This is a genomic window from Streptomyces zinciresistens K42 (assembly GCF_000225525.1).
GTDB lineage: Bacteria > Actinomycetota > Actinomycetes > Streptomycetales > Streptomycetaceae > Streptomyces > Streptomyces zinciresistens.
Genome location: NZ_AGBF01000021.1, coordinates 22,117 through 43,022 on the forward strand (window position 1 = coordinate 22,117; position 20,906 = coordinate 43,022).

Consider the following 20,906-nt stretch of genomic DNA (forward strand, 5'->3'; position numbering starts at 1 on the left):
TGGCCGGTGTGCGGGGAGGACGAGACGGTGGACAGTGGTGCGACACGCAGGCGGCCGGCGGCCGTCCTCGCGTTGCTGACGGTCGCCGCACTGCTCGTGCTGGCGGCCCCGGCCCAGGCGCGGGCCGCCGAGGCCACGCGCTGCGAGGGACGCAAGGTCAGGACGTACCCGTTCGCCACCGGCACCCTGTACGTCTACAGGCAGCGCGGCTACGTCTGCGCCGTCACCGTCCCCAGGCACCCCGGCGCCGGGCAGCGGATGAAGGTCAGCGTGCAGGCGTACCGGGCCAAGCCGGTCAGGGACCAGGGCGTCTACAGCCGCCGGGCGGGCCCGGTCACCGTGCACGCCGGCCAGCGCTGCGTGTGGGTGAGGGGGCAGGTGGGAGGCGGCTCGGTGAGCAAGGGCTGGATACTGTGCTGACCTGACCCCGTCCCCGTCCCGTGCGACCCGCCGGAGCGGGTCACGCGGGACGTGCGGGCAGGAGTGCGCCCGCCGGGCGGCGTACGCGCGCCGCGCCCGGTGTCAGCGCGCGCGGTACGACAGCCCGTACCCGACCGGGTGAAGCACCTGTGTGGCGTCGTCCGCCCGCTGCACCGGCACCGGGAGCCGGCCGCGCGGGGAGACCCGGCCGGCGATGACCCGGGCGGCGGCGCGCAGTTCGACGTCCGTCCAGGAGTAGGACGCGAGGAACGCCGGGACGCCGGGCAGGTGGGCCACGTCGTAGGGGTTGCGGATCGCGACGGCCACGACCGGTCTGCCCGTGGCGAGCAGCCGCTCGACCAGCGTCCGCTGCGTGCTCCCCGCGGTGACGTTGTAGGTGGCCACCACGACCGCGTCCGCCTGCCCGGCCGCCGCGACGGCCCGCGCGACGGTGCCGTCCGAGGGCGCCGTCCCCGTCGACAGGGCGGTCGCCGTGAAGCCCAGCTCGGTGAGGGCGGCGGCGAGCACCGAGGTCGGCGGACCCGTCGTGCCGGTCGGCGAGGCCGGGTCCGCGCCCACGACCAGCACCCGGCGATGGCTGCGCCGGGACAGCGGGAGCAGGGCGTCCCGGTTGGCCAGCAGCGTCGTGGTGCGCTCGGCGATGCGGTCGGCCTCGCGCAGATGGGCCGGGGTGCCGACGGTGCGCGCGACACCGCCGCGGCTGACGTACGGCTCCTCGAACAGCCCCAGCCGCGCCTTCATCCGCAGGACGCGCAGGACGGACTCCTCCAGCCGTGCCTCGGTCAGCTCGCCGTCCGCCACGGCCCTGAGCACCGCGTTCCACGCGACGTCCAGGGACGGGGGGTTGAGCAGTTGGTCCACGCCCGCCCTGAGCGCGAGGACCGGCACGCGGTCGTCGCCGTACTTCGTGCGGACGCCCTCCATGCCGAGCGAGTCGGTCACCACCACCCCGTCGTAGCCCAGCTCGCCGCGCAGGACGCCGGTGAGGATCGGGCGGGAGAGGGTGGCCGGGTCGCCGGAGTCGTCCAGGGCGGGGACCATGATGTGCGCGGTCATGACGGAGTCGATGCCGGCCCGGATCGCGGCCCGGAACGGCGGAGCGTCCAGGCGCTCCCACTGCTCCCGGGTGTGGGTGATGACCGGGAAGCCGTAGTGGCTGTCGACGGAGGTGTCGCCGTGCCCGGGGAAGTGCTTGGCGGTGGCCGAGACCTGGCGGGCCCGCTGGTACCCGGCGACCTCGGCGGCGACCAGGCCGGCCACCGCCGCCGGTTCGGAGCCGAAGGAGCGCACGCCGATCACCGGGTTGGCCGGGTTGACGTTGACGTCGGCCACGGGGGAGTAGTTCTGCCGGATGCCCATCGCGCGCAGCTCCCGGCCGGCGATCCGGCCGAGGGTGCGGGCGTCGTCGGGGGAGCCGCCCGCGCCCACGGCCATGGCGCCGGGGAAGAGGGTCGCGGGTTCGCCCACGCGGCAGACGGCGCCGTGCTCCTGGTCGGTGGAGATGAGCACGGGCACCCCGCGGGGCTGGGCGAGGGACGCCCGCTGGATGCCGTTGGAGAGGTCCGCGATCTGCTGCGGGTCGCGGGTGTTGTTCGCCCAGGTGAAGTAGATGACGCCGCCCACCCGGTACCTGGCGATCATCTCGGCCGCCGTGCGGACGCCGATCTCCTTGAGGTTGGCGTCGATGTCGGCCTGGGCGGGGTCGGTCGCCGAGTGGCCGTAGACCCGCATCACGAAGAGCTGCCCGACCTTCTCGGGCAGGGTCATGCGCGCGATCAGCGCCCGCAGCCGGCGGTCGTCGGGGGCGGCGGCGCGGGCGGGTCCGGCCGCGGCCAGCGCGGTGGTCAGGCCGGCGCCGGCCGCGAGGACCGTACGTCGCGAAGGTGGTGCGGTGCGTCCCGTGCTGGTGTCGGGCACGTGCGCTCCTTCCGCAGTGGGGTGCTCTGAAGGAAACTTCCGAGGAGTCAGCAATATCCGGGAAGTTTCCTTCAGTCAAGGGAGCGGGCCGTGTCCGAAGAGGGGCCGCCGTCGGCGCAGTTGGGGCGACGCCCCGTCGGACCCGGGCGCGGCCTCGCCGTCGCCCGCGACCGCGCCGCCTCCGGGTCCCGCCGGTGCCCGGCGCGGGCGGGCGGACGGGCAGGCGCCCCGGCCCCGGAGGGAGCCGCACCGGACGCCGGCCCGGTGGGACGAACAGGTGCTACGCCGACTCGTTCAGCAGCCGGGCCAGGTGCCGCCGGCCCTGGTCGAGCAGCCCTTCGAGCGGCGGCGCCTCCTCGTGCCAGCGCTTCTCGTACTCCCAGCACAGCCAGCCGTCCCAGCCGTGCCGGGAGAGGACCTCCACGCACTCCGCGAGCGGCAGCACCCCGGCGCCGAGCGCGAGCGGGGCCGTGTCCTCGGCGGAGGCGATGTCCTTGAGCTGGACGTAGCCGAGATGCGGGGCGAGCGCCGCGTAGCTCTCCGAGGGCTGCTCGCCGCCGAGCCACGTGTGCATGACGTCCCAGAGGGAGCCGACGTGCCGGTGCCCGACCAGTCCGAGCACCCGCATCGCGTCGGCGGCGGCACCGTGCGAGTCATGGGTCTCCAGCAGGATCCGCACGCCCCTGTCGGCGGCGTGCTCCGCGGCGGTGCCCAGGCGCCGGGCGGCGACCGCGTCCGCCTCCCGCGCGTCCTGCCCGGGGTCCGCCCCGGGGAAGACCCGCACGAAGGGCGCGCCGAGGTCGTGCGCGAGGTCGACGAGCCGGCGCGTCTCCTCGATCACCGGTCCGTCGGCGCCGGGCGCGGCGACCCGCACGTATCCGGCGAGGCCCACGGGCTCGACGCCGGCCGCCTTGAACTCGGCCGCCACGGCGGCCCGTTCACCGGGGCCGAGCCCCGGATGCACCGGCTCCTCCGGATGGGTGCGCAGCTCCACGCCGTGATACCCGTGCGCGTTCGCGAGCCGCAGCACGTCGGGGAGGGGGAGACCGGGGACGCCGAGGGTGGAGAACGCCAGTTTCATGTACCTCACCTTGCCAGGGAAACGGGGCCCACACATCCGGCCGGGCATCGCGGCGGTCGCGGTGTCACCCGGCGGGGCCGCGCAGCTCCGGCCGCCGGTCCTGCCCGGTCAGGTCCTTGCCGAAGGAGCGGTGGGGCCTCTCTCCGGTGAGCGCGAAGCCCTGGCGCCGGTGGATCCGGCGGGCGGCGGTGCGGACGTCGTTGGTCCACAGCGCCAGGTCGCGGTAGCCGGCGCCGCGGGCGAAGCCGACGGCCGCCGTCACCAGCCGGCCGCCGACGCCGAGGCCCCGGGCGTCCGGTTCGACCAGCAGCAGCCGCAACCGGGCCGTGCCGGGCGCCTCGTCCCGTACGCACATCGCACAGCCCACCGGACGCCCGTCCAACTCGGCCGTCCGCACCCGCTCCAGATGCGGGTCGTGGTCCTGCGCGAAGTCCGCGACGATCCTCGCGACGAGGCCCTCGTAGTCGGTGTTCCAGCCGTACTCGGCGGCGTGCAGCGCGGCGTTGCGCTGCACGATCCAGCCGAGGTCGCCGGGTCCCGGCTCGCACAGCAGGACGTCCTCGCGGCGGGGCGGGCGGCCCTGGGGCAGGATGGTACGGACGGTCGCCATCGCCTCGGTGCGCCGCGGCCGTTCGGGCGCCGGCACCCTGGCCAGCAGCGAACCGTCCGATTCGGCCGCCCGCTCCTCCAGCGACCGGCCCGTCTCGCGGTCCAGGGGCCCGGGTGTCCGCCGGGGGCAGGATCAGGGGCGGAAGCCCTGGATCGCCAGCTCCATCAGGCGCTCGGCCCGGACCGCGCCCTCCGGGGTCGCGGGGGTGCGCCACAGGCAGCTCAGCAGCATGATCACGTCGACCGGGTCGATGCCGGGGCGGATCTCGCCCGCGCGCTCGCAGGCGTCGAGGAGCCGGCCCACGGCGGCGCTGACCGGCGGCCAGGACTCGCTCACGACCGCCTGCGCCGCCGCGGAGTTGAGCGCTTCCCCCACGCCGTGCTTGATACGTGCGTAGCTCGCGAGGTCGGTGAACCACCGGCGCAGTGCGTCCAGCGGCTCCCGCGTGGCCAGCAGGTCCGGCACGGACGCCACCAGCAGGCCTATGTCGCGGCGGTAGACCTCCAGCATCAGCACCTCCCTGGTCGGGAAGTGCCGGTAGAGCGTGCCGGGGCCGACACCCGCGCGCTTGGCGATGGAGTTCAGCGAGGTGTCCGGGTTCTCGGCGAACGCGTCATGTGCGACCTGGAGGATCGCCTCCCGGTTCTTCAGTGCGTCGGTGCGCTGCGGTCGTGTGCCGGCCATGGCCCCCTCCGTCGTCGGCGGTCGGCCGGGATTGCCAACCGGAGACCTCTCCGTTAATGTCGAACTCGAAGCGGAGAGCTCTCCGCTACCGTTCGATCATAGGAGTCGGCATGCGTTACATCAAGCTCGGCCGCACCGGCCTCGACGTGTCCCCGGTGGCCATCGGCGCCATGACCTACGGCGACCCCGGCCGCGGCCACCCGGTCTGGTCCCTCGACGAGGAGTCGAGCCGCCCGCTGATCAAGCACGCGCTCGACGCGGGCATCAACTTCTTCGACACCGCGAACCTCTACTCCTACGGCTCCAGCGAGGAGATCCTCGGCCGCGCGCTGAAGGACTACGCCGACCGCGACGACGTGGTCGTCACCACCAAGGTCCGCAACACCATGCGCCCGGGGCGGCCCAACGGCGGCGGCCTGTCCCGCAAGGCGGTCATGAGTGAGATCGACGCCAGTCTGCGCCGGCTCGGCACCGACTACGTCGACGTCTACATGGTCCACCGCCTCGACAGCGAGACCCCGCTGGAGGAGACCCTGGAGGCCCTGAACGACGTGGTGCGGGCCGGGAAGGCCCGCTATCTGGGGGCCTCGTCCATGCACGCCTGGCAGTTCGCCAAGGCCCTGCGGCTCCAGGAGCGGCACGGCTGGGCGCGGTTCGTCACCATGCAGGACCACTACAACCTCCTCGCCCGCGAGGAGGAGCGCGAGATGCTGCCGCTCTGCGCCGACGAGGGCATCGCCACCACCGTCTGGAGCCCGCTGGCCCGCGGCCGGCTGGCCCGCCCCTTCGACCGGGCCCACGAGGGCGCCCGCGCCGCCACCGACGGCGGCTACGCCGACCAGCTCTACCGGGCCGACGCCGAGGGCGACCGCCGTATCCTCGACGAGGTCGGCGCGCTCGCCGAGGCGCACGGCGTCTCCCGCGCCCAGGTCGCCCTGGCCTGGCTGCGCCGCAACCCCGTCGTGGCCGCACCGCTGGTCGGGGCCCGCACGGTCCGCCAGATCGACGAGGCGGTGGCCTCCCTCGACCTCACCCTCACCGACGACGAGGCCCGCCGCCTCGAAGCGCCCTACACCCCCCGCGACGACTTCCAGGGCGTCTCCGACCCGGCGGAGATGGAACGCATCAAGGCGGCCGTCCCCGGCTTCGCCAACGTCTGACCCGCACGACCCACGGCACGACGATCGAGGAGAGCGACGAACATGGCCGACGTACTGGTGACAGGCGGATCGGGCTACATCGGGAGCTGGTGCGTCCTGGCCCTGCTGGACGCGGGCCACTCGGTCCGCACCACGGTCCGCGACCCGTCCCGCGAACCGGGACTGCGGGAGATGCTGCGGCGCGGCGGAGCCGCCCCGGACGCGCCCCTGCAGGTCGTGGCCGCGGACCTCACGCGGGACGAGGGGTGGCCGGAGGCGGTGCGCGGGTGCGACGCCGTCCTGCACGTCGCCTCCCCGACCCTGACCAGCGCCCCGCGCTCGGACGACGAGATGGTCGGGCCGGCCCGCGACGGAGTGCTGCGGGTCCTGCGTGCGGCCCGGGACGCGGGCGTCCGGCGGGTGGTCCTGACCTCGGCGATCGGTGCCGTCGCCTACGGCCACCCGGACCGGGACACGCCGTTCACGGAGGACGACTGGACGAACGTGGACGCGGGCGTCGAGCCCTACCAGAAGTCCAAGACGCTTGCGGAGCGCGCCGCCTGGGACTTCGTACGGACCGAGGGCGGCGGGCCGGAGCTGGCCACCGTGAACCCGACCGGCGTCCTCGGCCCGGTCCTCGGACCCGACTACTCCCCCTCCCTCGGGCTGATCCGGCGGATGGTGGACGGTTCGATGCCGGTGGCCCTGCCCTTCGCCTCCGGCTACGTGGACGTGCGGGACGTGGCCGACCTGCATCTGCGGGCCATGACCGATCCGGCCGCCGCGGGGGAGCGGTTCATCGCGACGTCCGGCCGCAGCCTGTGGGTCCGCGAGGTCGCGGCCGTGCTGCGCGCCCGCCTGGGCGACCGCGCGGCCGCCGCGCCCACCCGCGAGATGCCGCTCTGGGCCGCCCGGGGGCTGTCCCTGGTCAACTCCGACCTGCGGACGCTGCGCAGACTGCTCGGCAAGAACCTCGACGCCACCTCCGAGAAGGCCCAGCGCCTGCTGGGCTGGCGGCCGCGTCCCGTCGAGGACACCCTCGCCGAGACCGCCGAGAGCCTCCTCGCGCTCAGCGCCGCCGACACGGCCTGAGCGGCCGGAACCCCGCTCCCGGGCTGGTGATGCGGCCGGGAGGGTTCGCCGGGTGGCTCGCGGCGTCCGGTGCGGTCCCCCGCAGGGCGGGAGCGTCACCCGCGTACGGGACTTGCTCGGGTGAGGCGACAACGCGGCGTGGGGTCCCCCTGCTCGCGGAGCCCGGGGGAGCCGCGGCGGGCGGCGGATGCCGTCAAGGGGCGGCGGCCCTCACCTCCGCGGCCCCCCGGTGGACCCCCGCACCATCAACTCGCCCCGTATCGTGGCGATTCCGCCGGGCGGTGGTTCCTCGCGGCCCATCGCGATGCGGCCCGCGCGCGCGCCCGCCTCGGCCAGCGGCAGCCGGACGGTCGTGAGGGACGGCACCGTGTCCACGCTGAACGGCAGGTCGTCGAAGCCCGCCACCGAGACGTCCTCCGGGATGCGCAGGCCGGCGTCCCGCAGGGCCGCGCACGCGCCGAGGGCGACGGAGTCGTTGGCCGCGACCACCGCGGTCAACGCCGGTTCTCTGCGCAGCAGTTCGAGGGTCGCCTCATAGCCGGACCGCCGGTCGTAGCGGCCGTGCACCGTCCGCTTCCCGTCGTCGTCCAGGCCGTGCGCCGCCAGCGCGGCACGGTGGCCCTCCAGGCGGTGCCGGGTGGTCGTGCGCTCCTCGGGGCCCGCGATGTAGCCCAGCCGACGGTGGCCCAGCGCGATCAGATGCTCGGTCAGCTCCCGCCCGCCCCCGCGGTTGTCGAAGGTCAGCGCGATGGCCCCGGTGTCCGGCGCGGGCGGGCGCCCGCACAGCACCACGCGGGTCCCCGCCTCCGACAGCCTGCGCAGCTTGGCCGCGACGGCCGCCGCGTGCGGCGCGTTCTCCATGGCGCCGCCGGTCAGCACGACCGCCGCCGCGCGCTGGCGCTGGAGCAGGGTCAGATAGGTCAGTTCACGCTCCGGCGACCCCCCGGTGTTGCAGACGACCGCCAGCCGCTCGCCGCCGGCCCGGCCGCCGGGGCCGCCTATCTCGGACTGGATGGCGCTCGCCATGATCCCGAAGAACGGGTCGGCGATGTCGTTGACGAGGATGCCGACCAGGTCGGAGGTGGCGGCGGCCAGGGAACTGGCGGGACCGTTCAGCACGTAGTCCAGCTCGTCCACCGCGCGCAGCACCCGCTCCCGGGTGGAGGCGGCGACGGGGTAGTTCCCGTTCAGTACGCGCGACACCGTCGCGGGCGAGACCTGGGCGCGGGCCGCCACGTCCGCCAGGGTCACCGTCATCTCGTCGTCCTCCGGTCGTGCATCGTCGTACCACCTCGTGCGGCTCGCCGCCCGGCCGTCCCGTCCTCCCGGGCGGGCCCGGCGCGGCCGCGGTTGTGTGCATGTCGAGCAGACCTTAAGGCCAACCGCCCCGTCTGTTCGTCCCCTCGAACAACTCAACCCCGTCACGGTCTTGTCCCACCGCTGACCAGAGGCTAGCTTCTCCTCAGATAGAAAGCGCTTGCTGCGACCCTCATCAGGAGAAGTGCGCGCGGGCGCACACCACCGCGCACGAACGCCGTGTACGGCACCGACGAAGGGAACGACGTGACACGCAAGACGGTGCGTATCGCCATGAACGGTGTGACCGGGCGCATGGGCTACCGCCAGCACCTGGTCCGCTCCATCCTGGCCCTCCGCGAGCAGGGCGGCCTCGACCTCGGCGACGGCACCCTGCTGTGGCCGGAGCCGATCCTGCTCGGCCGCCGCGAGTACGCCCTCAAGGCGCTCGCCGAACGGCACGGCCTCGACCCGCAGAACGTCTCCACCGACCTCGACGCGGTCCTCGCCGACCCGGACGTCGACATCTACTTCGACGCCCAGGTGACCTCCGCCCGCGAGGAGGCGCTCACCAGGGCGATCGCCGCGGGCAAGCACCTCTACACCGAGAAGCCCACCGCCACCGGACTGGCCGGCGCCCTGCGGCTCGCCCGGCTCGCCGCCGACGCCGGCGTCAAGCACGGCGTCGTCCAGGACAAGCTGTTCCTGCCGGGCCTGCGCAAGCTGAAGCGGCTCATCGACGGCGGCTTCTTCGGCCGGATCCTCTCCGTGCGCGGCGAGTTCGGCTACTGGGTCTTCGAGGGCGACTGGCAGAGCGCCCAGCGCCCCTCCTGGAACTACCGCGCCGAGGACGGCGGCGGCATCGTCGTCGACATGTTCCCGCACTGGGAGTACGTCCTGCACGAGCTGTTCGGCCGGGTGACCTCCGTGCAGGCCCTCGCCACCACCCACGTCCCGCAGCGCTGGGACGAGAACGGCAAGCCCTACGACGCCACGGCCGACGACGCCGCCTACGGCGTCTTCGAACTCGAAGGCGGCGCCGTCGCGCAGATCAACTCCTCCTGGGCGGTGCGCGTCCACCGCGACGAACTCGTCGAGTTCCAGGTCGACGGCACGGAGGGCTCCGCCGTCGCGGGCCTGCGCACCTGCCGTGTCCAGCACCGCTCCCTCACCCCGAAGCCGGTCTGGAACCCGGACATCCCGGCCACCTACTCCTTCCGCGACCAGTGGCAGGAGATCCCGGACAACGACGACTTCGACAACGGCTTCAAGGCCCAGTGGGAGCTGTTCCTGCGCCACGTGTACGCCGACGCCCCCTACCACTGGGACCTCCTCGCCGGCGCCCGCGGCGTCCAGCTCGCCGAACTGGGCCTGCGCTCCTCGGCCGAGGGCCGCCGCCTCGACGTACCGGAGATCACGCTGTGACGATCCGACTGCCCCGCCCCGGCGGCGCCCTGCACACCTACGAGCCGCGCGCCGAACCCCTCGCGCCCGCCCCCGGCGCGCCCCTCGCCTCCCGTACGGTCTTCTCCGCGGCCCATGTCGTCGCCGACCCGTACGCCGACGTCCCGCCCGGCGCGCCCGCCGCCGTCGACTGGGACGCCACCCTCGCCTTCCGCCGCCATCTGTGGTCGCACGGGCTCGGCGTCGCCGAGGCCATGGACACCGCCCAGCGCGGGATGGGCCTGGACTGGGCCGGCGCGGCCGAACTGATCCGCCGCAGCGCCGCCGAGGCCAGGGCGGCCGGCGGCCGGATCGCGTGCGGAGCCGGCACCGACCAGCTCACCGCCGGCTCCCTCGCCGAGGTCCGCGCGGCCTACGAGGAGCAGCTCGCCGTCGTCGAGGAGAGCGGCGCGCAGGCCGTCCTCATGGCCTCGCGCGCGCTCGCCGGCGCCGCCTCCGGCCCCGAGGACTACCTGGAGGTCTACGGCCATCTGCTGCGCCAGGCCGCCGAGCCGGTGATCCTGCACTGGCTCGGCCCGATGTTCGACCCCGCGCTGGAGGGCTACTGGGGCGCGGACGACCTCGACGCGGCCACGGAGACCTTCCTGGAGATCATCGCCGCGCACCCGGACAAGGTGGACGGCGTCAAGGTCTCGCTGCTGGACGCCGGGCGCGAGATCGCCCTGCGCCGCGCCCTGCCCGACGGGGTCCGCTGCTACACCGGCGACGACTTCCACTACCCCGAGCTGATCGCGGGCGACGACCAGGGCTTCAGCCACGCCCTGCTCGGCATCTTCGACCCGCTGGGCCCGCTGGCCGCCGAGGCCGTACGGGTGCTGGACACCGGGGACGCCGAGGGCTTCCGCCGACTCCTCGACCCCACGGTCGAGTTGTCCCGGCACCTGTTCGCGCCCCCGACCCGCTTCTACAAGACCGGCGTCGTCCTGCTGGCCTGGCTGGCGGGCCACCAGGACCACTTCGCCATGGTCGGCGGGCTGCAGTCGGCCCGCTCCCTGCCGCACCTGGCCCGCGCCTACGAACTCGCCGACGACCTGGGGCTGTTCCCCGACCCGAAACTCGCCGAAGAGCGGATGAAGAACCTGCTCGCCGTGTACGGAGTGAACCAGTGACCGCCGACCTGTCCCGCTTCTCGATCAACCAGATGACGGTCAGGCAGCTGTCGCTGCCCGAACTGGCCGACGCCTGCGCCGCGTCGGGGGTGGGCGCCGTCGGCCTGTGGCGCGAACCGGTCCGGGAGTACGGCCTGGACGCGGCGGCGAAGCTGGTCCGGGACGCCGGTCTGAGGGTCACCACCCTGTGCCGCGGCGGCTTCCTCACCGCGATCGACCCGGAGGAGCGGGCGAGGGCGCTGGCGGACAACCGGCGCGCCGTCGACGAGGCGGCCGTGCTGGGCACGGACGTCCTGGTCCTGGTCTCCGGCGGGCTCCCGGCCGGCTCCAAGGACCTGCCCGGCGCCCGCGAGCGCATCGCCGACGCGCTGGCGGTGCTGGCCCCGTACGCCGGGGAGCGCGGTGTGAAGCTGGCCGTCGAGCCGCTGCACCCGATGTACGCCGCCGACCGCTGCGTGGTGTCGACCCTGGCCCAGGCCCTCGACATCGCCGAGCGCTTCCCCGCGCACCAGGTCGGCGTCGCGGTCGACACCTACCACGTCTGGTGGGACGAGGACGCGCCCGCGCAGATCGCCCGCGCGGGCGCGCAGGACCGTATCCACACCTTCCAACTCGCCGACTGGACCACCCCGTTGCCCGAGGGCGTCCTCAACGGCCGGGGCCCGCTCGGTGACGGCGCCGTCGATCTGCGGGAGTGGCGCGGCCACGTCGAGGCGGCGGGCTACACCGGGGCCGTCGAGGTCGAGCTGTTCAACGACGCGCTGTGGGCCCGGGACGGACGGGAGGTGCTGGCGGAGACGGTACGGCGGTTCGTGGACCACGCCTGCTGACGCCGACCGGTCCGCGTCCGCCCCGCCCGCCGCGGCGCAGCGGGCAGCCCGGTGGGCAGGCGGGGTCCGCGGGGTCTGCGGGGTCCGCGGGGTCCCCGAGTCCGCGAGGCCCGTGAGGTCCGGCAGCTCCGTGAGGGCCGCCGTCCCGCGGAGAGCGGCTCCGGCGACCGGTGGGGAAACTTTCCGGGAAATCCGTGCAACCCTTCGCGGACGCCGCGGGTCATACGTGGCGGCAGGGCTTCTGCGGGGGGATTCGGGGGATCGCGGGAGCGCTGTCGGGAGGGGAGACGCGAGGGGCCCGGTCGACGGACCGGGCCCCTCGAAGCTCTCCCGGGACCGGCTCTCCCGGGGCCGCCGCGCTCCCGGGACCCGGGGTCAGAAGAACACGCCGCAGCGCAGCAGCACGTTCGCGTACGGCCGGGCCTCCCCGGTCCGCACCACCAGCCGCGCCCCCGCCGACAGCTCCTTGAGCCGCTCGTGCGCCACCAGCTCCAGCGCGGGGAACTCGCCCGCCAGCAGCGCGGCCGCCGCGGGATTGGCCTCCCGCACCTCCCGCGCGGCCGTCGCGCCCTCCACCACCAGCTCGGCCAGCAGCCCCTCCAGCACCTCCGCGAAGGACGGCACCCCGGCCCTGAAGGCGAGGTCCACGACCCGGGGTCCGGCCGGTATCGGCATGCCCGCGTCGCAGACCAGGACGCCGTCGCCGTGGCCCAGCTCGGCGAGGGCGCCCGCCAGATGACGGTTGAGGATTCCGGCGCGCTTCACAGGGCGTCGACCTCCGCCGCCGTCGGGAAGGACGCCTGCGCGCCCCGCCGGGTCACGGCGACCGCGCCGACCTGGGCCGCGTAGGCCGCCGCCTCGGCGAGCGGGGCGCCCGTGCCGAGCCGCCAGGCGAGAGCCGCCGTGAAGGCGTCGCCCGCCCCGGTGGTGTCCACCGCGTCCACCCGTACGGCCGCGATCCGGGCCGTGCCCCGCGCCGAGGCCACCAGCGCGCCCTCGGCGCCGAGGGTCACGACCACCGAGCGCGGCCCTCTGGCCAGCAGCGCCCGCGCCCAGTCGTCCGGTGTCCCGCCGGCCGCGGTGTCACCGAGGATCACCTTCGCCTCGTGCTCGTTGACGATCAGCGGATCGCAGGCCGCCAGCACCTCGTCGGGCAGCGGCCTCGGCGGCGAGGGGTTGAGGACGAACCGGCTGCCCTCGGCCAGGGCGCGGACCGCCTCCACGACCGACTCCAGCGGGATCTCCAGCTGCGCCGAGACCACCCGCGACGCCCGGACGAGGCCGGCCGCGGCCCGGACGTCGGCCGGGGTGAGCCTGCCGTTGGCGCCCGGCGACACCACGATGCTGTTGTCCCCCGACGGATCCACCGTGATCAGCGCGACGCCGGTCGGCGCTCCGCCGACCAGCACGCCCGCCGTGTCGACGCCGGCCGAGCGCTGCGAGTCGAGCAGCAGCCCGCCGTGCGCGTCGTCGCCGACGCGGGCCAGCAGGGCCGTACGGGCGCCGAGCCGCGCGGCCGCGACCGCCTGGTTGGCGCCCTTGCCGCCCGGGTGGACGGCCAGGTCGGAGCCGAGCACCGTCTCCCCGGCGCCCGGCCTGCGCTCGACACCGATCACCAGGTCGGCGTTGGCCGACCCCACGACCAGCAGGTCGTAGTCGTACATGAGGTTGCTCCCCTGATCAGATCCCCGTGGGGGCGTCCGGCCGGGCGGCCGCGGTCGGTTCCATGCTCCTGCGACGGCCGCCCGGCCGGACGCCGTTCACCGGCGTCAGCCCTTGAAACCGGCCACGTTCTCCCGCGTGACCACCTTCACCGGCACCTTCACCGTCTTCTCGACCTTCTCGCCCTGGAGCGCCTTGAGGGCGTTGTCCACGGCGATCCGGCCCAGCTGGCTCGGCTGCTGCGCGACGGAGGCGTACAGGGAGCCGCCCTCGACCGCCTTCAGGCCGTCCGGCGTGCCGTCGAAGCCGACCACCGGTACCGAGGTGCCCGCCCTGGAGCCCAGCGCCTTGATCGCGCCCAGCGCCATCTCGTCGTTGGCGGCGATGACGCCCTGGACGTCCGGGTTCGCCTGGAGCAGGTTCGCCATCACGTCGAGCCCCTTGGTGCGGTCGAAGTCCGCCGGCTGCTGGGCGACGACCTTGACGCCCGGGAAGTCCCTCAGCCCTTCGGCGAAGCCCTGGGCGCGCTCACGGGCGGCGGACGTGCCCGCCTGGCCCTGGAGAATCACGATCCTGCCCTTGCCGCCGAGCTTCTCGGCGAGCGACTTCGCGGCGAGCCTGCCGCCCGCGACGTTGTCGGAGGCCACCAGGGTGTCCACCGGCGCCTTGTTGACGCCGCGGTCCACGGCGACCACCGGGATGTCCGCCTTGCCGGCGGCCTGCACGGAGTTGCTCGCCGCGTCGGAGTCCACCGGGTTGACGATGATCGCGCCCATGCCCGAACTGGTGAAGTTCTGCAACTGGTTGGCCTGCTGCGAGGCGTCGTTCTGCGCGTCGGTGACGGTCAGGTCCACCCCCCGCTTCCTCGCCTCGGCCTGGGCGCCCGCCCGGATCTGCACGAAGAAGGGGTTGTTGAGGGTGGACAGCGACAGGCCCATCTTCCGGTCGGACGACGAGGAGGAGCCGTTGTGCAGGAAGGAGGTCGCGCCGACGATCGCCACGGTGACGACCGCCGCGAGCGCGTACGTCCACGCCTGCCTGCCCCGGCCGCCGCCCGCACCCGTGCCCGCCGCCACCGGGGTCGCCCCGGCCTTGCGGCGCAGTGTGTCGAAGAGCACCGCCAGCGCGATCACGACGCCGATGACGACCTGCTGCCAGAACGCGGACACGTTCAGCAGGTTCAGGCCGTTGCGCAGCACCGCGAGGATCAGCGCGCCGATGAGCGTGCCGGACGCCTTGCCGGTGCCGCCCGCGAGGGAGGCGCCGCCGATGACGACGGCGGCGATGGCGTCGAGTTCGTAGCCGTCGGCGGCCTGGGGCTGCGCGGAGGACAGCCGCGACGCCAGCACGACACCGGCGACGGCGGCGAACACGCCGGACAGGGCGTAGATGGCGAGCTTCTGCCGCTTCACCCGCAGTCCGGACAGGCGGGCGGCCTCCTCGTTGCCGCCGATCGCGTACATCGAGCGGCCGATGTAGGTCCGGCCGAGCACGAAGGCGGCGACCAGCCCCATCACGATCATCACCAGGACCGGCACCGGCAGCCAGCCGCCGAGCGTGTCACCGAGGTGCGAGACCGACTCGGGGAAGGGGATCGGGGAGCCCTCGGAGATCACCAGCGACAGACCGCGGGCCACCGACAGCATGGCGAGCGTGGCGATGAACGGCGGGAGTTTGCCGTAGGCGATGAGGAACCCGTTGACGAGACCGGCCGCGATGCCGGTCGCGACGGCGAGCACCACCGCGACGGCGACCGGGACGCCCTGCGAGGTGGCGCTCCAGGCGAGGACGGTGGCCGACAGGGCCGCCACCGAACCGACCGACAGGTCGATGCCCGCCGAGACGATGACGAAGGTGACGCCGAAGGCGAGCACGGCGGTCACGGCCGCCTGCACGCCGACGTTCAGCAGGTTGTCGGCGGTCAGGAAGTCGCCCGACAGCGCCGACATGGCGATGACGAGCACGATGAGCGCGGTGAGCGCGCCGTTCTCCAGCAGCAGCCGGCGTACGGCCGAGGCGCCACCGGCGCCCGATGGGCTCTTGAGCGTGTCAGCGGCCACGATCGGCCTCCTTGTCGGACGTGGGGTTGTCGTCGGGGGCGGGGGGATGGCTGACGGCGAGGGCCATCACGGAGTCCTGGGTGGCCTCCTCGGCGGTCAGCTCGCCCGCGATCCGGCCCTGGGCCATCACCAGGACGCGGTCGCTCATGCCGAGCACCTCCGGCAGATCGCTGGAGATCATGACCACGGCGGCACCGGCCGCGGTGAGTTCGTTGACGAGCTGGTAGATCTCGACCTTGGCGCCGACGTCGATCCCGCGCGTGGGCTCGTCGAGGATCAGCACCCGGGTGTCGGCCAGCAGCCATTTGCCGATGACGACCTTCTGCTGGTTGCCGCCGGACAGCGTGCGCACGTGCTGGCCGAGCCCGGCCATCCGCACGCCGAGCTGCCGCGCGATCCGCGCGGCGGCCGCGCGCTGGCCCTTGAGGTCGACCAGACCCGCGCGCGTGGCCGAGCGCAGGGTCACCAGGCCGAGGTTCTCCTCGACGGAGGCGTCGAGCAGCAGGCCCTGGCCCTTGCGGTCCTCGGGCACGAGCCCGACCCCGGCCGCCAGGGCGGCGTTGACGTCATGGCGGCGCAGGGCGGTCCCGGCGACCTTCACGGCGCCCCGGTCGTAGGGGTCCGCGCCGAACACCGCCCGCACGACCTCGGTGCGGCCGGCGCCGACCAGTCCGGCGATGCCGACCACCTCGCCGGCGTGCACCTCGAAGCTGATGTCGTCGAAGACGCCGTCGCGGGTCAGCCCCTCGACGGAGAGCAGCGCGGCCCCCGTCCCGGCGCGCTCCCGCGGGTACTGCTGGTCGATCGAGCGGCCCACCATCAGCCGTACGAGTTCGTCCTCGGGCGTGCGGGCCGGGACCTGGCCGACGCTGCGGCCGTCCCGGATCACCGTCACGCGGTCGCCCAGGGCGGCGATCTCCTCCAGGTGGTGGGTGATGAAGACGATGCCGACGCCGTCCTCGCGCAGCCTGCGCACGATCGCGAAGAGCTTGTCGACCTCCTCGGAGGTGAGCACGGCGGTCGGCTCGTCCATGATCAGCACGCGCGCGTCCAGGCTGAGCGCCTTGGCGATCTCCACCATCTGAAGGCGCGCGATGCCCAGTTCCCGCACCAGCGCGCGGGGCGAGACGCTGACGCCGACCCGCTTCAGCAGGACCTCCGCGTCGGCCTCCATGCGCCGCCGGTCGATCATCCCGAAGCGGCGCGGCTGGCGGCCCAGGAAGATGTTCTCGGCGACGGTGAGGTCGGGGACGAGGTTGAACTCCTGGTAGATGGTGGTGATCCCGAGGCGCTCGGAGTCCTGCGCGCCGTGGATGCGCACCTCCTCGCCGTCGACGACGATCCGCCCGGCGTCGGGGGTGTAGGCACCGGAGAGCATCTTGATCAGCGTGCTCTTGCCCGCGCCGTTCTCGCCGAGGAGCACATGCACCTCGCCGCGCCGCAGGTCGAAGTCGACGCCGTCCAGCGCGACCACGCCGGGGAAGGTCTTGCGGATGCCCTCGATGCGCAGCAACTCGTTGCGGTCGCTCACGACGTGCTCCTGTTCTTCGCGGGGTTCTCGGCGGGCGGGGCGCCGCAGGAGCGGCGCACGACGAGCCGGGCGGGCAGCGTCACGGACGCCCCGGGCCGCCCCTCCACCCGGTCGACGAGGGCCCGTACGGCGGCCCGGCCCAGCTCGCCCGTCGGCTGGGCGATCGCCGTGACCGGCGGATCGGTGTGCACGAACCACCGGATGTCGTCGAACGCCGCCAGGGCGATGTCCCGCGGCACGCGCAGCCCGCGCGCGCGGACGGCGTCCAGCGCGCCGAGCGCCATCAGGTTGTCGGCCGCGAAGACGACCTCGGGCGGCTCGGGGAGGTCGAGGAAGCCCTCGGTGACCCGCCGGCCGCTCTCGGCCTGGAAGTCGCCCTGCCCGACGTAGGCGCCGGGAAGGTCGAGGCCGTACAGGGCGAGCGCCTCGCGGAAGGCGTCGACGCGTTCGCGGCCGGTCGTGGTCGCCGCAGGTCCGGCGATGATCGCGAGCCGCCGGTGCCCGAGCCCGTGCAGGTGGGCCACGAGGTCCCGGACGGCGGCTCGCCCGTCGGACCGCACCACCGGCACGTCCACCCCGGGGATCCACCGGTCGACGAACACCATCGGCGTCCCCCCGCGCGCGGCGTCCAGCATCAGCGGCGAGCCGCCGTCGGTGGGGGAGACCAGCAGACCGTCGATCCGGCGGTCGAGCAGGGTGCGGACGTGATGGTCCTGGAGGTCGGGCCGCTCGTCGGCGTTGCCGATGATGACGCTGTAGCCGAGCGCGCGGGCCTCCTCCTCGACGGAGCGGGCCAGTTCGGTGAAGTAGGGGTTCATCACGTCGCTGATGACCAGGCCCAGGGTGCGGGTCTGGTCGGTGCGCAGGGAGCGCGCGACGGCGTTGGGGCGGTAGTCCAGATCCCGCACGGCCGCCAGCACGCGCGTGCGTGCCGCGGCGCTGACCGACGGATGGTCGTTCAGGACGCGCGAGACCGTGGCGACGGAGACCCCCGCCGCCGCGGCGACGTCCTTGATGCTCGCCATCGGCGCCCCACCTCCTCGTGGAATGCATGGAATCGATTACATCGACGTGTACTGAGGATTGGAAACGATTACACGCGGGTTAATCAAGCCCTCAACCACATCCCGAGACCGGATCGTGATGTCGCGGGGCGGTCGGGGTGGGGTGTCGGGAGAGGCGGTCGGGAGGGTGCGGTCGGGAGGGTGCGGTCGGGCTGGGACGGGTCGCCCCGGGTGCGGGTGCGGGTGCGGGCGCGGGGCCAGTGCGGGGGTGACCCGAGGTCCGGGGCGGGGACGGCGGGTCCCGGGACCGCGCGCACCGGGACGGCGGGTTCCGGCCGCCGCGTCCCGTGACCGCGCGCACCGGCCTGCCGCGCCCCGGTCCGCCGCGCCCCGGAGCGGCGGGTTCCGGGCGCCCGCCCTTTCGGGCCCGTCCCGCGATGTCGGACCCGGGCGGTAGCGTCGGATCATGTCCAATCAGGCGGGGACCTCCGCGGGTGAGCCACGACTGGCCGTGCTCGAAGGCGTCCTGGAGCGCATCACCTACGCCAACGAGGAGAACGGCTACACGGTCGCCCGGGTCGACACCGGCCGCGGCGGCGGCGACCTCCTGACGGTGGTCGGCGCGCTGCTCGGCGCCCAGGTCGGCGAGTCGCTGCGGATGGAGGGCCGCTGGGGCTCCCACCCGCAGTACGGCAAGCAGTTCACCGTGGAGAACTACACGACCGTGCTCCCCGCCACGGTCCAGGGCATCCGCCGTTACCTCGGCTCCGGCCTGGTCAAGGGCATCGGCCCGGTCTTCGCGGACCGCATCACCCGCCACTTCGGCATGGACACGCTGAAGATCATCGAGGAGGAGCCCAAGCGCCTGGTCGAGGTCCCCGGCCTCGGCCCCAAGCGCACCAGGAAGATCGCCGAGGCGTGGGAGGAGCAGAAGGCGATCAAGGAGGTCATGCTCTTCCTCCAGACCGTGGAGGTGTCCACCTCCATCGCCGTGCGGATCTACAAGAAGTACGGCGACGCCTCGATCTCCGTCGTCAAGGACCAGCCCTACCGTCTCGCGGCCGACGTCTGGGGCATCGGCTTCCTCACCGCCGACCGGATCGCCCAGTCCGTCGGCATCCCGCACGACAGCCCGGAGCGCGTCAAGGCGGGCCTGCAGTACGCCCTGTCGCAGGCCACCGACCAGGGCAACTGCTATCTCCCCGAGGAGCAGCTGATCAAGGACGGGGTCAAGCTCCTCCAGGTCGACACCGGGCTGGTCATCGAGTGCCTCGCGGAGCTCGCGCGGGTCCCGGAGGACGGCGGCGACCCGGGGGTCGTCCGGGAGAAGGTGCCCGGTCCCGACGGCGACGCCGAGCCGGTGACGGCCGTGTACCTGGTCCCCTTCCACCGGGCCGAACTCTCCCTGTCGGCCCAGGTGTTGCGCCTGCTGCGCACCGACGAGGACCGGATGCCCGCGTTCCGTGACGTGGACTGGGGGAAGGCGCTGGGCTGGCTGAGGGGGCGGACCGGAGTGGACCTCGCCCCCGAGCAGGAGGCCGCCGTCAGGCTGGCGCTCACCGAGAAGGTGGCCGTGCTGACCGGCGGCCCCGGCTGCGGGAAGTCCTTCACCGTGCGCTCGATCGTGGAGCTGGCGCGCGCCCGCGGGGCGGAGGTCGTCCTGGCCGCCCCCACCGGCCGCGCCGCCAAGCGTCTCGCCGAGCTCACGGGCGCGCAGGCGTCCACCGTCCACCGCCTGCTGGAGCTCAGGCCGGGCGGTGACGCGGCCTACGACCGCGACCGGCCGCTCCAGGCCGACCTGGTGGTGGTCGACGAGGCGTCCATGCTGGATCTGCTGCTGGCCAACAAGCTGGTCAAGGCCGTTCCGCCGGGTGCGCACCTGCTCTTCGTCGGCGATGTGGACCAGTTGCCCAGCGTGGGCGCGGGCGAGGTGCTCAGGGATCTGCTCGCCGAGCGCGGACCCGTCCCCGCCGTGCGGCTCACGCGGGTCTTCCGCCAGGCCCAGCAGTCCGGCGTGGTGACCAACGCGCACCGGATCAACGCCGGGCGGCATCCGGTCACGGACGGCATGAAGGACTTCTTCCTCTTCGTCGAGGACGACACCGAGGCCGCCGGACGGCTCACGGTGGACGTGGCGGCCCGCCGGATCCCGGCCAAGTTCGGCCTCGATCCGCGCCGGGACATCCAGGTGCTCGCGCCCATGCACCGCGGCCCGGCCGGCGCCGGCACGCTCAACGGGCTGCTCCAGCAGGCCATCACCCCCGGCCGCCCCGATCTGGCGGAGAAGCGGTTCGGCGGCCGGGTCTTCCGCGTCGGCGACAAGGTCACCCAGATCCGCAACAACTACGACAAGGGCGAGAACGGCGTCTTCAACGGCACCGTGGGCGTCGTCACCTCGCTCGACCCGGTCGACCAGCGCCTGACGGTGCTGACGGACGAGGACGAGGAGGTGCCGTACGACTTCGACGAACTGGACGAGCTGGCCCACGCGTACGCGGTGACCATCCACCGTTCGCAGGGAAGCGAATATCCCGCGGTCGTGATCCCCGTCACGACGGGAGCATGGATGATGCTCCAGCGCAACCTGCTCTACACGGCGGTGACCCGGGCCAAGCGGCTGGTCGTCCTCGTCGGTTCGCGCAGGGCCATCGGCCAGGCGGTGCGCACGATGTCGGCGGGCCGGCGCTGCACGGCACTGGACTTCCGGCTCGCGGGCGGCGGAACCTCGGAGCGGACCCTTTCGCGCGCACCCGGCTGACCTGCCGGTTCGTGAGGCGGCGAAAAAAATGATCGATCAAACGAGTCGTGAAGGTCACAGAGCACTTCCCGTGAGGGAAGACACGGTGCAGGATGGCAAGTTGGCGGCACTCAGTGCCGCCAATAGGCCCAATGGTCGACCCCGAGTGCACTCTCCTGAGCCGAATGGGGGAGGGTAGAGACAGTCAGGGCAACCTCGAAGATGAGGCACAACGTCGGTGAGGGAAGA

General features: G+C 73.8%; 16 protein-coding genes and 1 pseudogene. 7 read left to right on the forward strand and 10 right to left on the reverse strand.

What is annotated here, in order from left to right:
- The first annotated feature begins 27 nt into the window (after positions 1 to 27).
- Entirely contained in the window at positions 28 to 420 is a 393-nt protein-coding gene (locus SZN_RS09940) for a hypothetical protein (protein WP_007493853.1), read from the forward strand.
- A gap of 102 nt (positions 421 to 522) precedes the next feature.
- Here the strand turns inward: SZN_RS09940 and SZN_RS09945 are convergent, their stop codons facing one another.
- The 4 genes and pseudogenes from SZN_RS09945 to SZN_RS09960 all read right to left on the reverse strand — a co-directional run bounded on the left by SZN_RS09945 (position 523) and on the right by SZN_RS09960 (position 4,733).
- A complete protein-coding gene (locus SZN_RS09945) occupies positions 523 to 2,358 on the reverse strand; it encodes a glycoside hydrolase family 3 protein (RefSeq protein WP_007493854.1) in 1,836 nt (611 codons plus the stop codon).
- A 280-nt stretch (positions 2,359 to 2,638) separates the two neighbouring features.
- The gene (locus SZN_RS09950) at positions 2,639 to 3,439 is read right to left on the reverse strand and encodes a sugar phosphate isomerase/epimerase family protein (protein WP_007493856.1); all 801 of its coding nucleotides are present in this window, start codon (positions 3,437 to 3,439) and stop codon (positions 2,639 to 2,641) included.
- 64 nt (positions 3,440 to 3,503) lie between these two features.
- Positions 3,504 to 4,148 (reverse strand): annotated as a pseudogene (locus SZN_RS09955) (GNAT family N-acetyltransferase); the annotation flags it as partial.
- Positions 4,149 to 4,181: 33 nt separating this feature from the next.
- Positions 4,182 to 4,733, reverse strand: a complete 552-nt coding sequence (locus SZN_RS09960; protein WP_007493860.1) for a TetR/AcrR family transcriptional regulator — start codon at positions 4,731 to 4,733, stop codon at positions 4,182 to 4,184.
- Between the two features lie 110 nt (positions 4,734 to 4,843).
- Here SZN_RS09960 and SZN_RS09965 point away from each other — a divergent pair, with 110 nt between their 5' ends.
- The gene (locus SZN_RS09965; protein ID WP_007493862.1) at positions 4,844 to 5,893 is read left to right on the forward strand and encodes an aldo/keto reductase; all 1,050 of its coding nucleotides are present in this window, start codon (positions 4,844 to 4,846) and stop codon (positions 5,891 to 5,893) included.
- A 42-nt stretch (positions 5,894 to 5,935) separates the two neighbouring features.
- Positions 5,936 to 6,964 (forward strand): SDR family oxidoreductase, encoded by a 1,029-nt coding sequence (locus tag SZN_RS09970; protein ID WP_007493864.1) that lies wholly within the window; start codon positions 5,936 to 5,938, stop codon positions 6,962 to 6,964.
- Positions 6,965 to 7,174: 210 nt separating this feature from the next.
- Here the strand turns inward: SZN_RS09970 and SZN_RS09975 are convergent, their stop codons facing one another.
- Positions 7,175 to 8,221, reverse strand: coding sequence for a LacI family DNA-binding transcriptional regulator (locus tag SZN_RS09975; protein WP_007493866.1), 1,047 nt, complete (start codon positions 8,219 to 8,221; stop codon positions 7,175 to 7,177).
- A gap of 306 nt (positions 8,222 to 8,527) precedes the next feature.
- Between SZN_RS09975 and SZN_RS09980 the strand changes: the two genes are divergently transcribed.
- The 3 genes from SZN_RS09980 to SZN_RS09990 are packed head-to-tail and all read left to right on the forward strand — an operon-like array spanning position 8,528 to position 11,663.
- The gene (locus SZN_RS09980; RefSeq protein ID WP_043729648.1) at positions 8,528 to 9,685 is read left to right on the forward strand and encodes a Gfo/Idh/MocA family protein; all 1,158 of its coding nucleotides are present in this window, start codon (positions 8,528 to 8,530) and stop codon (positions 9,683 to 9,685) included.
- The gene (locus tag SZN_RS09985) at positions 9,682 to 10,833 is read left to right on the forward strand and encodes a dihydrodipicolinate synthase family protein (RefSeq protein WP_007493868.1); all 1,152 of its coding nucleotides are present in this window, start codon (positions 9,682 to 9,684) and stop codon (positions 10,831 to 10,833) included. The genes SZN_RS09980 and SZN_RS09985 overlap by 4 nt, the downstream gene beginning before the upstream one ends.
- A 32-nt stretch (positions 10,834 to 10,865) precedes the next feature.
- A complete protein-coding gene (locus SZN_RS09990; protein WP_050815041.1) occupies positions 10,866 to 11,663 on the forward strand; it encodes a sugar phosphate isomerase/epimerase family protein in 798 nt (265 codons plus the stop codon).
- A 375-nt stretch (positions 11,664 to 12,038) separates the two neighbouring features.
- Here SZN_RS09990 and rbsD read toward each other — a convergent pair whose 3' ends face one another.
- The 5 genes from rbsD to SZN_RS10015 all read right to left on the reverse strand — a co-directional run bounded on the left by rbsD (position 12,039) and on the right by SZN_RS10015 (position 17,941).
- Positions 12,039 to 12,428: a D-ribose pyranase gene (gene rbsD, locus SZN_RS09995; protein WP_007493870.1), complete on the reverse strand. Its 390-nt coding sequence runs from the start codon at positions 12,426 to 12,428 to the stop codon at positions 12,039 to 12,041.
- Positions 12,425 to 13,327, reverse strand: a complete 903-nt coding sequence (locus tag SZN_RS10000; protein ID WP_007493871.1) for a ribokinase — start codon at positions 13,325 to 13,327, stop codon at positions 12,425 to 12,427. Before SZN_RS10000 ends, rbsD begins: the two co-directional genes overlap by 4 nt.
- Positions 13,328 to 13,432: 105 nt before the next feature.
- Positions 13,433 to 15,385 (reverse strand): ABC transporter permease/substrate-binding protein, encoded by a 1,953-nt coding sequence (locus tag SZN_RS10005; protein WP_007493872.1) that lies wholly within the window; start codon positions 15,383 to 15,385, stop codon positions 13,433 to 13,435.
- The gene (locus tag SZN_RS10010) at positions 15,375 to 16,916 is read right to left on the reverse strand and encodes a sugar ABC transporter ATP-binding protein (RefSeq protein WP_007493874.1); all 1,542 of its coding nucleotides are present in this window, start codon (positions 16,914 to 16,916) and stop codon (positions 15,375 to 15,377) included. The genes SZN_RS10005 and SZN_RS10010 overlap by 11 nt, the downstream gene beginning before the upstream one ends.
- Positions 16,913 to 17,941: a LacI family DNA-binding transcriptional regulator gene (locus SZN_RS10015; protein WP_007493876.1), complete on the reverse strand. Its 1,029-nt coding sequence runs from the start codon at positions 17,939 to 17,941 to the stop codon at positions 16,913 to 16,915. Before SZN_RS10015 ends, SZN_RS10010 begins: the two co-directional genes overlap by 4 nt.
- Positions 17,942 to 18,386: 445 nt before the next feature.
- Here SZN_RS10015 and recD2 point away from each other — a divergent pair, with 445 nt between their 5' ends.
- Positions 18,387 to 20,678, forward strand: a complete 2,292-nt coding sequence (gene recD2 / locus SZN_RS10020) for an SF1B family DNA helicase RecD2 (RefSeq protein ID WP_050815040.1) — start codon at positions 18,387 to 18,389, stop codon at positions 20,676 to 20,678.
- Positions 20,679 to 20,906 lie beyond the last annotated feature (228 nt).

Excerpts from the sequence above, each read along its gene's own strand:
- SZN_RS09950 (WP_007493856.1), bottom strand. The coding sequence starts at position 3,439 with ATGAAACTGGCGTTCTCCACCCTCGGCGTCCCCGGTCTCCCCCTCCCC.
- SZN_RS09960 (WP_007493860.1), bottom strand. The coding sequence starts at position 4,733 with ATGGCCGGCACACGACCGCAGCGCACCGACGCACTGAAGAACCGGGAG.
- SZN_RS09965 (WP_007493862.1), top strand. The coding sequence starts at position 4,844 with ATGCGTTACATCAAGCTCGGCCGCACCGGCCTCGACGTGTCCCCGGTG.
- SZN_RS09970 (WP_007493864.1), top strand. The coding sequence starts at position 5,936 with ATGGCCGACGTACTGGTGACAGGCGGATCGGGCTACATCGGGAGCTGG.
- SZN_RS09975 (WP_007493866.1), bottom strand. The coding sequence starts at position 8,221 with ATGACGGTGACCCTGGCGGACGTGGCGGCCCGCGCCCAGGTCTCGCCC.
- SZN_RS09990 (WP_050815041.1), top strand. The coding sequence starts at position 10,866 with ATGACGGTCAGGCAGCTGTCGCTGCCCGAACTGGCCGACGCCTGCGCC.
- SZN_RS10000 (WP_007493871.1), bottom strand. The coding sequence starts at position 13,327 with ATGTACGACTACGACCTGCTGGTCGTGGGGTCGGCCAACGCCGACCTG.
- SZN_RS10015 (WP_007493876.1), bottom strand. The coding sequence starts at position 17,941 with ATGGCGAGCATCAAGGACGTCGCCGCGGCGGCGGGGGTCTCCGTCGCC.
- recD2 (WP_050815040.1), top strand. The coding sequence starts at position 18,387 with ATGTCCAATCAGGCGGGGACCTCCGCGGGTGAGCCACGACTGGCCGTG.